The organism is uncultured Abiotrophia sp., from assembly GCF_963520105.1.
Classification (GTDB): domain Bacteria; phylum Bacillota; class Bacilli; order Lactobacillales; family Aerococcaceae; genus Abiotrophia.
In genome coordinates, this window is sequence record NZ_CAUQPN010000001.1 from 619,658 (window position 1) to 633,740 (window position 14,083).

Consider the following 14,083-nt stretch of genomic DNA (forward strand, 5'->3'; position numbering starts at 1 on the left):
TGGCAAGAGGTTAGTTTAGCTATTAATCTTCAATTGGTTTAGCCAGGATGAACACTCCGACAATAACCATCGAAATGCTCATTACCATAATGAACCAACTGTTTTCCTCACCAGTTTTTGGCAATTCTGGGCCAGTTGGCGGTGTTGGTGGAGTGCTAGGTGGTGTTGTAGGACGGAAGTTCACAGTTTGGCCATGGTCTTTGTAATCCTTATGTTCCGCCACCGTCTCACCTTTTGCATTTTCTAACTCATTCTCGGATGGTGTTTTGCTTACCAACAGACGCTCCGCTTCCTCCAAAATAACAGCATACTTACCTGATAAGTGGTCGGTATTTTCAAAGTGAATTGGAACGACGATTTCTCCATTCTCAGCCTCAGCTTTGAATACTACTACACCAGTTGGGACAGCGCCGTTAAGTTTAATTAGCTCCTGAGTGTCAGGATAAGCAGCTAATCCTGTTAGGCGATAATACTTACCTGGGCTAAAATCTTCGTAGTGAACCTTATCTTCCACTGTGTAAGGCTGACCGGCTTCAACTTCCTTCTTGCCATTTACAGTGGCGGTAGTGTGAATTTTAGGATTGCGGATTCGGACGGTTTGACTAGGGTTTTCTAACTTAGCCTCGCTCGCAACGCGCCGACCGTCAGTATAAAGATCTTCAAATGCAACTACTTTTCGACCTATTAAGCTACGGGCGTCAAAGGTAAAGAAAAGCTCTGCTAAAAACTCTGGAGCTGTTGCTTGAACTCTTGTTGAAGAGGTTACCTTGTTGCCGTTATAAAGTAAATCCTCGCCTGTTTCTACGATTTTTAATGTTCCGTTTAAGTCATACCACTTACCGATGGTTGCGCCTGACACCCTCACAACATCTTTTAACACAACTTTTTGCAGAGGATCCACTTGTTTTTCGCCCTCTGTATCAGTGAGTGTTGTTCCAACAGTTGGAAGGATATTCAGGTTTAAAACTGCTGAGACAGGATCTCTGAAGAACAAAGTCGCGAACGTTTGAGCGCCTGGACGCTTATATAAAAGCGAAACAGGATTAGTCAACGTGTCAGCGTCTTGTTTTAGCAAAAATTCACCCGTCTGAGCGCTTTTAGTGGCTGTGAGGGTTAGAAGGTTGCCTTTCCTTTCAAATCGCACCCCGCGCGTGTGTGATGGTAAAGCGAGTTTTTCAAACACGCCATTCGTATCTTTTAAGGTTAAGCTTTCTCCTACTCGCAAGTCAAAGCTTTGGTTGTTCCAACTTGGTGTATTTTTCCATGCTGCAATCTTAGCATTGACTTTTTCTTTGAAAGCGTCATACGCTTTTTGATTTTCAGCGATATAGCCTTCATTAAGCAGTTGGAAGCCCATGTTTTCCCAGAGTAACGCTTGAGTAAATCCGGCATTCTGCCGTGATGGTAACTCATAGTACCCGTATTGAACAATTTGTTCAAGTTTTAAACGAGTTTCTTTATCGATGGTTACCTTTCCTCCGTCAAGCCCTGGAGTGAAGGTTGCCTTATTTTCTAAAGAAATATGTTCTGGCATAGCCTCTGCTACGTACTGTGTGCCTGCGGCCCATTGTGTCATAGGTTCTAAACAGAAGACGATTTTGCCATTAATTTTCGTGACATAGATATCATCGTAGTAACGACCAACTTCGCCACGGGCATAATAGATTGTACCTAGTTTGCTTCCTTCAACCTTCAACTCGCCGTCTTCGGTAGGTAACGCTGCTCTAAATCCGGAGTGGTTGCTCCCGGCCAACACACGGGCCTCCTGATCAGTTAATTCTACCTGCCCTTTTTCAGATAGCTCTCCCTTAAGGCGAGTTTCAATAGACTCTACTTCGGACTTCTCCTCAGATGACGCTTTTGACTCTGGAAAGTCAGATGATGTTTCAGATGACAGGGGTTCTGAGGACGATAATTCACTCCGTTCGTTAGAAACCATCGACTCTGAACTTTCTCCCTGGTTAGTCTGGTTGACATTGTTATCTGCAACCTTTGGGGTGGCCGCCAATACGCTAGCACTGGTCAGAGCAACCAAAGATAATAGGACAATCGCGAAGAGCACTAGTGCTCTCTTAACATTTCGCATACTATAAATTCCTTTCTGTTAATTTAGCTGTTGTGTTAAATAAATTGTGGAGGCTCTCGCGAACCGTATAATGGATTATTTACCATCTTTTAATCACTCCTTCTATGTTTAGTGTATAGAAAAAGCCTCTTAGAAGAGGCTTAAATTAGTTATTCGAAGACCAAAAGTCAACGCCATAATACGGCGTGCCGTTTGGTAGATAACCTGCTAAATAGACTTGACAACTTGCTTTGTCTTTTCCATTTAACTGTGAGTATCCATAGGATTCGGCTTCGGCAAAACTTCCAAAATAACCAGGTGGTATAGAATAAAACTCTTGCCTTTGAAAATCAGATTGTGAAGTTTGGACTGAAGCATGTTGCTGATAATCATTTAAGTTTCGATTATCTTTTGAATCCGCAAGCACCTGTTCATCAACTTGATCGTTTGTTTCGGTAGATGCAGATACTGATGAAGCCGCAGCCATTATGTGAGGCTCTAAATTTCCAACAATTGGCAGTTTTGGTGTTATTGTAAGTAAAAGAGTTAGTATAGTGATTAGGGATATGATATATTCCATTACTTTCCTCCTGTTCTTAATTCATCTCATAGTTATAGCTAAGGTGTTCAACAACCGCTTTCTCGATGCTTGTTGCGTAGTAAGCAGTTTTGTTCCAAATTTCTTGGTGTTTGGTATGCTTATACGCTCTTACCAAGGCGTGTCGCGTAACTTCAGCGATTTCGTAGCCTCGGTAAAAGTCTAATTGTTCTAATAAATCACTGATACGAGCGCTAAATTGACGCGCATCTGGGTAATAATGATATACGCCGTATATCATATCCTCAATAGCTTTGCTTAGTGACATATGAAGAGTTCCTAAATCTTCGCTCTTCGAAAGCACTTTTAGCGTAGCGATAATAATTGGGTGGTATTCTTTATTATTTTCCAAATCGAATAGGTACTGTTCTCGCATTAGGCTTTGTAATTCATCGTCAGTAGATAATTCATAATTTTTACTCACCTGTTCAGATAGAATTTTTTTCTGGGAATGGTCAGGTAGTGATCTATATTCATCTATAGGTAATCTTGTATTTACTAAGTCAGTCTTACTAGTGCGCAAAAAACGACGGCTCTGAGTCGCAAAATTTGCGACCCGTTCTCTTTTGTAGCGCCAAGATTGCCTATATAAAGGCTTTTTTGAGACGAGTCGCAAAATTTGCGACTCGTCTTCTTTGGCCCGATGAAGTATCTTTTTATTGAAACTCAATATTTTAACTTTAGGCCCTCTAGATACATTCCTATTTGACATTGTTTTCGACAATTTCTTTATTGACTCTTCAGACCACTTCGTCTGATCTTCGTCAGGAGCTTCAAAGATTTCTAGTTGATCACTTTGAATATTAGAGTAGTTTAGTTCTCTGACATACATCTGTTGAGCACGCCCGGTATTTATGATATCGAGTAACCCGAATGACACTAGCTCTTTTTTTATAGCAGTAACTTTCCGTTCGCTGCATCCTAACATCTTCGCCAATGATTCGTTTGAAAAAAAGAAGTACGGTTCATTATCCTTATTTCGAAACCCTCGAACATCACTTAATCTTGCCCTGTCCATAAAAAAAGAATACGTGACCTTCGCCGTTAAAGACAAGTCAGCGTATTCTTCGCTTACGAAAAGTATTTTCTGAAGTTGGTAATATTGTGTTCGTGCAAAATCACCACTCTTTATACGTGGCATCTTTCCCATATTTTCCTCCTATACTAGTGACTCAACCGATTTTAGTTTAAAGAGGTCGATTCCTTTTTTGCCCCGTTGTGTTAAAAGTCCGATTGCCATTAATTCACGTAGTGCGCGTTTATATTTATATGGTGTAATGCGCAAATAGTTAGGAATTTTCTTTCCCAGAATACCTTGTAGCTCTTCGTTTGGGCTATGCTGTTGCAGATCCCATAATACTGAATATACGACAACGGCCGTCGTAGACAGCCGTTGATGTGTATCGTGTTCGAAAAGAATGGAAGGCATTTGAAAATGTCTTGTATATTCTGTCATTTATAACGCTCCTCGTGCTCTTGTGCTGCAAGCTTGTGGTTTTTACACGCTTGATAGTATTTTTGAAGATATCGATTATAGGCCTGAGATGTTAGTGCTCTGTCTTCAGAATAACCATTTAGAATCTGCGCTTCTCTTTCAGCTAAATCCTTATAGCCACTCTTTATTAGCGTGTATCCAAGTTGCTTCAGGCTATTCGCAAGGATAATTGGGCCAATAACTATAACCGCTACTACAACTAGCTTCCAGAAATTATCTCGGAAACCACCTAATACACAAGCGATGGATAAAATAATGATCGCTAATCCACCTATCCCCATCCATAGCCATTCAAAGAAGATGAATAATCCTCTGAATATGTCAGAGATAATAGATAACGCAACGAGTATATTTCCAATGATAATTTTAGTCCTTGACAACATCGTTGGCAGCCTCCCACTCTGAATATTCGGTTTGCTCTGAATGGGCTGTGGTCTCTTGGCATTTGAAGCAATACAAATGCTTAATATGATCTTCTTTGTGACGCCACCCGCTGTTTCGCCACATTGGATATACACTACCACATTTGGTGCATTTGAGTTTAGTCTGAGTCATGGTTGGCATTTGAATCACTCCTTTCGGATAGTATAGCAGATTATGTTATTGAAGTGAATAATTCACTGAGGGTAAGCTACTTCAGAATACCCTTTTCTTTTAGAAATTCGATAACTGAAAGAAACACATCCTCATTCACATCTTTTTTTCTCTGATTATAGTCGGCATAGAGGCCTACATAGTCAGTGGAGGGAACTCCTTTTGAAGGATGCTCTAATGCTTTTTTCAGCCCCTCACCCGTAAGTGTCTTTTGTTCCAAGATATTTTTGGCAAGTTTGTCTGTTAAACGCTTGTTGCTGACTTCCAAATAGTCATCCACCAACTGTTGAGCTTCTGGCTCTAAAACTGTCAATTTTTCCGCTACCGACAATGATAGTTTCCCTTCATCGAATCGTTCAAATAATCCTGGGATGAGGTTGTTTACGCGAATATAACGAGCGATAGTCCTACCAGAATCCGCAGACTCCTCAGATAGCTTATCTAAAGAATTTCCTGCTCCTTTCACGCCCTGGGATTTAATAGCATCATGACGCATTTTGTACGCCTTGGCTTTTTCACCAGGAGTTATCTCCTGGCGTTGATTTAAGTTGCTGTTAACTAAAGCAATGGCTGCCGCTTGGTCATCCATCTCTTTGATGATAGCAGGAATCATAGATTCGCCGTTTGAAATAAAGGCATTTACCCGGTTGTGTCCGGCGATTATTTGATATCTACCTTTTCCATATGGTCGTACGATAATCGGATTTAATAGTCCGTTCACCTTGATGTCTTCAGCCAGTTCTTTAAGTTTGCTATCTGAGTATAATTTGAACGGTTGGTTTTGATAGGGGTCAAGTCTAGTTAAAGCAATCTCCTTGATTTCTGGTTTTGCTTCGGAACCAGGAGAGAAGAATTCATCTGTTGTCAAATTTCTAAACATGATAGATACCTTCTTTCTCTAGGATTTCGTCAGCTAAATCAGAATAGTTAGCTGCTAATTTGCTCCTTTTCATTTCGTTTAAAGGAACACGATCCGCGTATGACTTGCGCGCCTCTACTAGCTCTTTAATCTCTGCCTTTAGCAGCAACCCAGGGTAATTTTCCAAAAGACGTTCTCGGATTTCTTTGGCTAGGTTGTTATTTGGCACCTTTGTAAACAAGATACCTTCTACTTCAAGTTCCTTGTTCAGGCGCCGTTTTACATTTTCAATGTGGGCAAATAATTGTCCAAGGCCTTCGAAAGCACCATGCGATGCTTCTACAGGTACGATAACGGAGTCGGATGCTGTTAAGGCGTTGATCAGCAAGATATTTAACGCAGGCATTGAGTCTGCGATGATGTAATCGTAGACTTCCCTAGCATTGATTTTTTCCAAAATTTCGCTTAGGTAATACTCGCGTGCGCTAGCGACGACAAGTTTCATATCAATTACTGATAGGTTCAGAGATGTTGGAATATAATCCAAATTATCTGAGTGATTTCTAACTAGTCGGTCTACATAACTTTCGTCGCCTTCTAGCTCCATCAAGAAAGCTTCGGCGATTGTTAGTGAAAAGTCCCGGCAGTCTAGATAGTTACTTAGGTTGTGTTGTGGGTCTAAATCAATCAATAAAACCTTATACCCTTTTTTAGCAAGTGCTGCTGCCAAATTCATGGCAGTGGCGGTCTTACCCACTCCACCTTTTTGATTTGCAATTGAAATTACTCTTCCCTGTTTCATAGTACCAACTCCTTTTTAAAGTAATACATCTTGCCAATTTGGCAAGAGGTTGAGCGTCATTTACAAACATATTCGTGTATCAGAAGCAACAACGCTAATATGACGTAAGGAATCACAAAAAGTAATACTTTCAAATCTTCTTTCTTTCTTGTCTTCCACCACAGATACAAGCTTGGGAAAAACAGTAAAAGTAGTAGAATTACTGCTATCCACAATAAGTATTTCTGCAAAGTCATTAATTTCCCTCCACTATATCGGGCAATTTACCATCATTATAGGCAATTACCTCTTGCCAATTTGGCAAGAGGTGTAATGTTATCTGTACTGCTGACCTTCAGTGCCCTTTCTTTAATCATAAATACCATCTCCTTGTTGGTTATTTGTAATATAAAAGAAATAGAAGTTTACCGGTTTTTGTGGTAAACTTCTATTTGCAGTTTTTCGTGAAAGCCTTTGTAGTTGCTCGATTAATCAATGAGTGCCTGCAAAGGTTTTTGCCTTTGAGAGAGTGTATATTATGTTAACTCATGGATATCTGAAAATATCTAGGTCTCTGCTGACCCATCTCCCTTCCACTAGAAAGGATTTCTAATATGAATTTTGAATTTATCAATCAAGCAATCGACTTTATCCAACAAGCGCTGTCTCAGCATGATAGCAAATCTTACCGCATCCTTATGGATTATGTGGATGGCAATAGTCCTTATAATGACGACCCAGTTGGCTGTCACTGTAATGTTATGGGCAAGTATCGTCTGCTCATAGTAGCCGACAATGACCCCAAAGTGCCATTTGACCTCTATTCAAGCAAGTTTGAGACTAATTTTGAGCCCATCTATCTCAATCCTCTCTATGACATGATGTTTGATCACCAACATAAGATTGGCTTTGATCCGGCTTATCCAGCCTTGACCTTATCAAGTGATGCAGGTCAGATTACACCCAAATTACCTTTAGTTCTTGCCCTGCCGGCTTCGTGAAAACGATGACAAGTGGCCACTATCATGCTATAATAGAGTCACTTATAAGCGCAATATTTAGGAGGTTTCCTCTATGGATATTCAGTTATTTATTCAACGGCGCAAGTCATTAGGAATTTCACAGTCTGAATTGTGCCAAGGAATCTGTACCCAAGCCACCCTGAGTCGTTTTGAAAATCAAGGTCAAGTTCCTTCTGTTAAGATTTTACTGGATTTGTGTCAACGATTAGATATGAGTTTAGGCGAGCTCTTCCCACGTCAAGATGTCCAATCGACTAAACTTTATCAACATATTGAAGCGGCTGAAAATGCCTTTGTAAGAGCTGATTATAAGTTGGCCAATCAGGAATTAGCTGCTGTGGATGCCAAGCATGTCAGTCCCCTTTCGCTCAAGAAACGCTATCTTTACCTTAAGGGCTTTTTGGCTGCCTTGGCCAAAGCTTCAATCAATGATAGTTTTTTCTACTTAAATCAATTAATGACCGATTTACATGCTGATTTCGAGCCACTCTACAGTTCTTTAGCTGCAGCTGGCTTAGGACTAGCCTATGCCAATGCAGGTGAATCCGAACGTGCCCATCACTACTTTGAGAAAGCTCAAGACGGGCTGCTAGATTATGAACCGGCTAATAGCCAGGAATTATGGCGTATACTTAATATTGTTTTGCATTCAGCTAATTTCTATGCGACAGCCCAGGAATATGACCAGTCTGATCGCCTCTTGCTACATGGCATTAATCTTTCTAGCCAAGCTGCAGTATCCCATTACGTGGATCGACTCTATTTCCGACTTGCTCAGAATGCGGAAGCGCAGGGCTTAGAAGCGGACCAAATCAAGCAATATAGTGCAGACGCTTTGGCCTTTGCTAAATTTAATGGCAATAGTCAGTTGCTGGCGCGTATTAAGCAATTCCAATCTCATATCTAAAGCAAAAATCCCATTATATCATATATGATATAATGGGATTTTTTTGTAGTCATAGGTTTTTACTGAAGGCTTTTTGGGTTTTGTAACAATCATAGCCAATAGACTGATAAAAGGCGTGTGCCCCAGTGCGATGGCTACCAGAATTGAGGCGAATGTGGTGGATGCCCTTTGAAATAGCTTGGGCCTCCAAAGCTTGCATCAAAAGCCGACCTATTCCTTGGTGATGATAGGCCTGATCGACCGCTAGCGCCATGACATTATAGGCGGGATCGCCATAAAAGGAATAATAGTAGCTAGCGTGGACAATGCCCAAGACCTGTTTAGGCGCTTCTTGAATGCAAGCCACTAGAAGAATCTGCTGGTCGTCCGCCAAGAGAGCCTGTAGGCGTTTCTGGCAGGCTTCTAGGGGATAATCATAGCCTAATTCTTGGCTGGCTAGCTTTTGAAGGGCTGCCGCATCTTCAACTTGGGCTGGTCGAATTTCAATAGTTCTGGTCATCTTATCACCCTTCTTGACTTGCTAAATTTTCAGCTGGCGATAAGGCTTGATCGGCCCAGGCCAGTTTGATGTGACAGTAGCCACTAGGATGTTTATCTAGGTAATCTTGGTGATAGTCTTCAGCTGGCACAAAATGAGCCAAAGGCACCACTTCAACAGCCGTTGGCCGCCCTGCTCTTTGCTCAAAAGTAGCCACTAGGGCCTTAACAGCCGCTTCTTGACTGGCACTGGTGGTGTAGATTCCTGTGCGGTATTGACGACCAACGTCACCGCCCTGTTTATTGAGGCTAAAAGGATCAATAACACGGAAGAAATGGCTAATTAAAGTCGCCAAATCGACCTGGTTAGGATCATAATGAATGGCTAGAGTTTCTGCATGATCTGAGCTTTTAAGGCCTTGGTAGCTGGCCCGTGGGCTGTTGCCGTTGGCATAGCCAACTTCCGTATCCACCACACCTGTCAGGCGCTTGTAATAGCCTTCCATGCCCCAAAAGCAGCCTCCTGCTAAATAAAGTGTTTCTGTCATCGTTATACCCCTCTCTCTCGACTCTTGATACTTCTATTATAACATAAGCCCAAAATAGACGTCCTCAAAAAAGCACCAAGTGCCAGGCACCTGGTGCTAGAATAGTTAGCTACTTGCTATTATTTGATACGTCCTGGACGTTCCTTGTAACCATAGTAAGCGTCTTGGAGGATTTCCACCATGTCAGCTACCATAGGTAAGCGAGGGTTAGCTGGTGAACATTGGTCTTCGTATGCTAAGTAAGCAATCTCTTCAACTGTGTCCATGTATTCTTTCTCATCCACGCCTTGACCCTTAATACTCATGTCGATTCCGACACGAACACCTAGGTCATAGACTGCTTTTGCTAAAGCATCAACTGCTTCTTCAGGTGTTGATGCTGGCAAGCCTAACATCTTAGCAATGTCTTGGAATTTAACATCGGCCTTGTAGTAGTTGTATTTTGGCCAAGTTGCAGCCTTAGCTGGACGAGTCCCATTGTAACGGATAACGTATGGCAAGAGGATAGCGTTGGTACGGCCGTGAACTGTGTGGAAGAAACCACCAATCTTATGAGCCATAGAGTGAGACATCCCTAAGAAGGCGTTAGCAAAGGCCATACCTGCCATGGTCGAGGCGTTATGCATCTTCTCACGTGACTCAAAGTCAGCATTCTTAACAGAGCTTTCCAAGTTTTCGAAGACTAACTTGATTGCTTGGAGAGCCAAACCATCTGTATAGTCGTTAGCCAAGGTAGAAGTATAAGCTTCCACTGCGTGAGTCAAGACGTCCATACCAGTATCAGCAGTAACGGATGCAGGAACTGTCAAGACAAAGGCTGGGTCCACGATGGCGATGGTTGGGGTCAAGGAGTAGTCAGCCAATGGGTATTTACGGTTATTCTTCTTATCAGAGATAACGGCAAATGGTGTTACTTCAGACCCGGTACCAGAAGTGGTTGGAATCCCAACGTACTTAGCCTTTTTACCTAATTCTGGGAAGCGGAAGGCACGTTTACGGATATCCATGAATTTCTGTACTAAGTCACGGAAGTCAACTTGAGGTTGTTCGTAGAACATCCACATTACTTTAGCCGCGTCCATTACAGACCCCCCACCTAGAGCGATGATGGTATCTGGTTGGAATTCACGCATGAGGGCTGCCCCGCGTTCAACCGTTGTAATATCTGGATCTGGTTCAACATCTGAGAAGATGGTGTAGGTAACTTTCTTAGGACGGAGGGAGAGTTGTTCGATGACACGGTGAACAAAACCTAATTTGAACATGGCATCGTCCGTCACAATCATAACTTTCTCTACATCCTTCATCTTTTGCAGATATTGGATGGAGTCACGTTCGAAGTAGATTTTTGAAGGTACTTTAAACCATTGCATATTATTTCTACGTCTCCCCACTTTTTTGATGTTTAACAAGTTAACGGCGCTGACGTTGTTGCCGACAGAGTTGCGACCATAAGTCCCACAACCCAAGGTTAAGGAAGGCAAGAAGGCGTTATATACGTCACCAATCCCCCCGAAAGTAGATGGTGCGTTCCAGATAACACGAATTGCCTTAACTTCACGACCAAAGTCTTTAGCCAGTTGCTCGTTACGTGTATGGATAGCAGCAGAGTGACCCAAACCATGGAATTCAACCATTTGACGAGACTTAGCAATCCCATCTTCCGTATTTTCTGATTTCAATACAGCAATGATTGGAGAAAGTTTCTCGCGAGTTAATGGTTCTTTTGGACCTACTTCAGCCACTTCGGCAGCTAGGATATTAGTGCCTTCAGGTACGCTGAAGCCAGCTTGTTCAGCAATCCAAGCAGCTGGTTTACCGACGATATCAGCGTTCAATTTACCTTCTGCGCAGTTCTTGCTGTTGGCTTTTACGCCGAAGCAGTAGTTTTCTAACAAGGCTTTTTCTTTCTTGTTAACGAAGTATACATGGTAAGACTCAAGTTCTTTCTTGAATTCATCGTAAACTTCTTTATCCACGATGGCAGCTTGCTCTGAAGCACAGACCATCCCGTTGTCGAAAGACTTAGACATGATAATGTCGTGTGCAGCTTGTTGGATGTTAGCTGTTTTTTCTACGTAAGCAGGTACGTTACCAGCCCCTACCCCTAAAGCAGGCTTACCGCATGAGTAAGCGGCACGAACCATGGCGTTACCACCAGTTGCTAAGATTGTTGCGATCCCTGGGTGATTCATAAGCGCGGAAGTTGCTTCCATCGATGGTAAAGTAATCCATTGGATACAGTTCTTAGGTGCCCCTGCTGCTACTGCCGCATCGTAAACCACTTTGGCTGCGTGAGCAGAAGATTCTTGTGCAGATGGGTGGAAGGCAAAGACGATTGGGTTACGCGTCTTCAATGAAATCAAAGATTTGAAAATCGCGGTAGAAGTTGGGTTGGTGGTTGGGGTAATCCCAGCTACAACCCCTACAGGTTCAGCAATCAAGGTTAAACCAGTCACATCGTCTTCTGAGATGATGCCAACTGTTTTGGTGTGACGCATGTTGTTAACCACGTGCTCGCAGGCGAAGAGGTTTTTAGTTGCTTTATCTTCGAATACCCCACGACCCGTTTCGTCTAGCGCGTGTTTAGCCAAGACCCCGTGTTGGTCTAAGGCTGCAACTGAGGCTTTAGCCACAATGTAGTCTACTTGTTCTTGGTCTAAGAGACGGAACTCGTCAAGAGCGACTAAGCCTTTTTGGACAAGCTCATCAACATGGGCTTGAGCCTCTAACTTCTTATCTTCTTTTTCAACCATGGATGTTCCTCCTAAGTTCTTTTTATTTACATCTTCATCATACGCTTTTGTTTTCAAAAAGTAAAGCACTTGTTCAAGTTCAAACGATAAAAATTTTATATTGCCGGTCTTTTTTTGTAAATGAGCATGTATGAAAACAAGGCACAATGTGAAGGTTATTTTCAAAACGTTTACAAATATTGACCTATCAGTATTTTAACTAAATGCTTATGTGAATAGAAAACCTTATCATTTTAAATAAAATACTCGAGTTATATATATAATATATTATATATTCTCTATTCGTTTTTTAGATTCACAAACACTTTGTGAAAATGAGTTTATAAAATAATCTTGATATATCGGCATTAAGACATGAAAAAAAGCCAAAGTGAACAAACTTTGGCTTTGGCTTGTTAAAATTGGTTGAAGTCCCAAATTTGGTCGACCCAACCTTGATAAAATTCAGGTTCGTGGCAAACCATGAGGATACTGCCCTTGTATTCTTTGAGGGCACGAGCCAATTCTTCCTTGGCATCAACGTCCAAGTGGTTGGTCGGCTCGTCCAAGATCAAGACATTATGCGGAGCATTCATAAGTAGGCAAAGACGGACCTTGGCCTGCTCTCCCCCGCTTAAAACTTGAATTTGGCTTTCAATGTGCTTAGAAGTCAGGCCACAACGTGCTAAGGCAGCGCGTACTTCAGCCTGGTTCATAGCTGGGAAAGCATTCCATACAGCTTCTAGTGGCGTCTGACGGTTACCTGAAGCAACTTCTTGTTCGAAGTAACCAATTTCTAAGTAATCTCCCTGCTCTACTTGGCCAGCTAAGGCCGGAATAAGCCCCATGAGGCTCTTGAGTAAAGTGGTCTTACCAATCCCGTTGGCACCGATAATGGCAACCTTCTGGTTACGTTCAAAGACTAGGTCCAACGGCTTGGTTAGTGGCTGGCTATAACCAATTTCTAACTGATTAGCTTCAAAGATGAAACGGCCAGGGGTCCGTGCAGACTGGAAGTCAAATTTTGGCTTAGGTTTCTCGCCTTGTAGCTCAATGACTTCCATCTTATCTAATTTCTTCTGACGGGACATGGCCATATTGCGCGTTGCTACTCTGGCCTTGTTACGATTGACGAAGTCCTTGAGGTCCGCTATTTCCTTCTGTTGGCGTTCATAGGCCGCTTCTAGCTGGGCACGCTTCATGGCGTGGACCGCTTGGAAGTTCTCATAGTCGCCAACATAACGGCTGAGCTTGAGGTTTTCCACATGATAGATAATGTTAATGACACTATTAAGGAATGGAATATCATGGGAAATTAAGATAAAGGCATTTTCGTAGTTTTGCAAGTAACGTTTAAGCCACTCGATATGTTCGGCATCCAAGTAGTTGGTCGGCTCGTCCAAGAGCAAGATGTCGGGCTTTTCTAAGAGTAACTTAGCCAATAAGACCTTGGTCCGCTGTCCCCCACTCAGTGAGGTGACGTCTGTGTCTAAACCAAAGGCGGTAATACCTAGGGCACGAGCCACTTCTTCGATTTTAGCATCCAAGGTATAGAAATCGTGGACTTCCAGGCGTTCTTGTAGCTCCCCTACTTCCTCTAATAGGTCTGCCATGGTTTGGTCATCAGCGGTCGCCATCTCTTCATAGGCCTCGCCAATGCGCGCTTCAATGGCAAATAAATCATCGAAGGCCATGCGCAAGACATCGCGAATGGTTTGACCAGGCTTAAGGACGCTGTGTTGGTCTAGGTAGCCAGTTGTAACATACTTGGCCCACTCTACCTTGCCTTCATCTGGCAATTGCTTACCTGTTACAATGTTCATGAAGGTTGATTTTCCTTCACCATTGGCCCCAATTAGGCCGATATGTTCCCCTTTGAGTAGGCGGAAGGAGACATCTTCGAAGATGGCCCGATCGCCGAATCCATGGGTAAGATTTGATACGCTTAAGATACTCATGTCTTTCCTCCAAATTGACAGTTCCTTCCTATTATAGTCTATTC

13 protein-coding genes are annotated in these 14,083 nt (G+C 42.5%); 2 read left to right on the forward strand and 11 right to left on the reverse strand.

The features are described from left to right. Positions 1 to 22: 22 nt before the first annotated feature. From RWO08_RS02885 to RWO08_RS02915, 7 genes are all read right to left on the reverse strand, one after another. Positions 23 to 2,086: a VaFE repeat-containing surface-anchored protein gene (locus tag RWO08_RS02885; protein ID WP_314211191.1), complete on the reverse strand. Its 2,064-nt coding sequence runs from the start codon at positions 2,084 to 2,086 to the stop codon at positions 23 to 25. A 145-nt stretch (positions 2,087 to 2,231) separates the two neighbouring features. Further along, positions 2,232 to 2,645 (reverse strand): hypothetical protein, encoded by a 414-nt coding sequence (locus RWO08_RS02890; RefSeq protein ID WP_314211192.1) that lies wholly within the window; start codon positions 2,643 to 2,645, stop codon positions 2,232 to 2,234. A 16-nt stretch (positions 2,646 to 2,661) separates the two neighbouring features. Then, positions 2,662 to 3,813 carry a replication initiator protein A gene (locus tag RWO08_RS02895; RefSeq protein WP_314211193.1) on the reverse strand — a complete coding sequence of 384 codons (1,152 nt, stop codon included), beginning with the start codon at positions 3,811 to 3,813 and terminating at the stop codon, positions 2,662 to 2,664. A gap of 9 nt (positions 3,814 to 3,822) precedes the next feature. Continuing rightward, a complete protein-coding gene (locus RWO08_RS02900) occupies positions 3,823 to 4,119 on the reverse strand; it encodes a hypothetical protein (RefSeq protein WP_314211194.1) in 297 nt (98 codons plus the stop codon). After that, complete coding sequence (locus RWO08_RS02905; protein WP_314211195.1) at positions 4,116 to 4,541, reverse strand: hypothetical protein; 426 nt, start codon at positions 4,539 to 4,541, stop codon at positions 4,116 to 4,118. The genes RWO08_RS02900 and RWO08_RS02905 overlap by 4 nt, the downstream gene beginning before the upstream one ends. A gap of 248 nt (positions 4,542 to 4,789) precedes the next feature. Next, positions 4,790 to 5,632: a ParB/RepB/Spo0J family partition protein gene (locus RWO08_RS02910; protein WP_314062180.1), complete on the reverse strand. Its 843-nt coding sequence runs from the start codon at positions 5,630 to 5,632 to the stop codon at positions 4,790 to 4,792. Beyond that, positions 5,625 to 6,413: an AAA family ATPase gene (locus tag RWO08_RS02915; RefSeq protein ID WP_314062182.1), complete on the reverse strand. Its 789-nt coding sequence runs from the start codon at positions 6,411 to 6,413 to the stop codon at positions 5,625 to 5,627. The genes RWO08_RS02910 and RWO08_RS02915 overlap by 8 nt, the downstream gene beginning before the upstream one ends. A 593-nt stretch (positions 6,414 to 7,006) precedes the next feature. On the opposite strand from RWO08_RS02915, the gene RWO08_RS02920 reads away from it, so the two are divergent. Next, positions 7,007 to 7,393 carry an iron-sulfur cluster biosynthesis family protein gene (locus RWO08_RS02920; RefSeq protein ID WP_314211196.1) on the forward strand — a complete coding sequence of 129 codons (387 nt, stop codon included), beginning with the start codon at positions 7,007 to 7,009 and terminating at the stop codon, positions 7,391 to 7,393. A 73-nt stretch (positions 7,394 to 7,466) separates the two neighbouring features. Then, positions 7,467 to 8,321, forward strand: coding sequence for a helix-turn-helix transcriptional regulator (locus tag RWO08_RS02925; RefSeq protein ID WP_314211197.1), 855 nt, complete (start codon positions 7,467 to 7,469; stop codon positions 8,319 to 8,321). A 49-nt stretch (positions 8,322 to 8,370) separates the two neighbouring features. On the opposite strand, the gene RWO08_RS02930 is transcribed toward RWO08_RS02925, so the two are convergent. From RWO08_RS02930 to RWO08_RS02945, 4 genes are all read right to left on the reverse strand, one after another. Beyond that, on the reverse strand, positions 8,371 to 8,820 hold the full coding sequence (locus RWO08_RS02930) for a GNAT family N-acetyltransferase (protein WP_314211198.1): 450 nt from the start codon (positions 8,818 to 8,820) through the stop codon (positions 8,371 to 8,373). A gap of 4 nt (positions 8,821 to 8,824) precedes the next feature. Continuing rightward, the gene (gene msrA / locus RWO08_RS02935) at positions 8,825 to 9,346 is read right to left on the reverse strand and encodes a peptide-methionine (S)-S-oxide reductase MsrA (protein ID WP_314211199.1); all 522 of its coding nucleotides are present in this window, start codon (positions 9,344 to 9,346) and stop codon (positions 8,825 to 8,827) included. 119 nt (positions 9,347 to 9,465) lie between these two features. After that, positions 9,466 to 12,102: a bifunctional acetaldehyde-CoA/alcohol dehydrogenase gene (gene adhE, locus RWO08_RS02940; RefSeq protein ID WP_070755604.1), complete on the reverse strand. Its 2,637-nt coding sequence runs from the start codon at positions 12,100 to 12,102 to the stop codon at positions 9,466 to 9,468. A gap of 395 nt (positions 12,103 to 12,497) precedes the next feature. Beyond that, entirely contained in the window at positions 12,498 to 14,039 is a 1,542-nt protein-coding gene (locus RWO08_RS02945; protein WP_291427903.1) for an ABC-F family ATP-binding cassette domain-containing protein, read from the reverse strand. Positions 14,040 to 14,083: the final 44 nt, after the last annotated feature.

Bases quoted from the DNA above. Each gene is read 5' to 3' on its own strand.
- msrA (WP_314211199.1), bottom strand. From the start codon at position 9,346: ATGACAGAAACACTTTATTTAGCAGGAGGCTGCTTTTGGGGCATGGAA.
- RWO08_RS02910 (WP_314062180.1), bottom strand. From the start codon at position 5,632: ATGTTTAGAAATTTGACAACAGATGAATTCTTCTCTCCTGGTTCCGAA.
- RWO08_RS02905 (WP_314211195.1), bottom strand. From the start codon at position 4,541: ATGTTGTCAAGGACTAAAATTATCATTGGAAATATACTCGTTGCGTTA.
- adhE (WP_070755604.1), bottom strand. From the start codon at position 12,102: ATGGTTGAAAAAGAAGATAAGAAGTTAGAGGCTCAAGCCCATGTTGAT.
- RWO08_RS02945 (WP_291427903.1), bottom strand. From the start codon at position 14,039: ATGAGTATCTTAAGCGTATCAAATCTTACCCATGGATTCGGCGATCGG.
- RWO08_RS02890 (WP_314211192.1), bottom strand. From the start codon at position 2,645: ATGGAATATATCATATCCCTAATCACTATACTAACTCTTTTACTTACA.
- RWO08_RS02895 (WP_314211193.1), bottom strand. From the start codon at position 3,813: ATGGGAAAGATGCCACGTATAAAGAGTGGTGATTTTGCACGAACACAA.
- RWO08_RS02915 (WP_314062182.1), bottom strand. From the start codon at position 6,413: ATGAAACAGGGAAGAGTAATTTCAATTGCAAATCAAAAAGGTGGAGTG.
- RWO08_RS02885 (WP_314211191.1), bottom strand. From the start codon at position 2,086: ATGCGAAATGTTAAGAGAGCACTAGTGCTCTTCGCGATTGTCCTATTA.
- RWO08_RS02900 (WP_314211194.1), bottom strand. From the start codon at position 4,119: ATGACAGAATATACAAGACATTTTCAAATGCCTTCCATTCTTTTCGAA.
- RWO08_RS02925 (WP_314211197.1), top strand. From the start codon at position 7,467: ATGGATATTCAGTTATTTATTCAACGGCGCAAGTCATTAGGAATTTCA.
- RWO08_RS02920 (WP_314211196.1), top strand. From the start codon at position 7,007: ATGAATTTTGAATTTATCAATCAAGCAATCGACTTTATCCAACAAGCG.
- RWO08_RS02930 (WP_314211198.1), bottom strand. From the start codon at position 8,820: ATGACCAGAACTATTGAAATTCGACCAGCCCAAGTTGAAGATGCGGCA.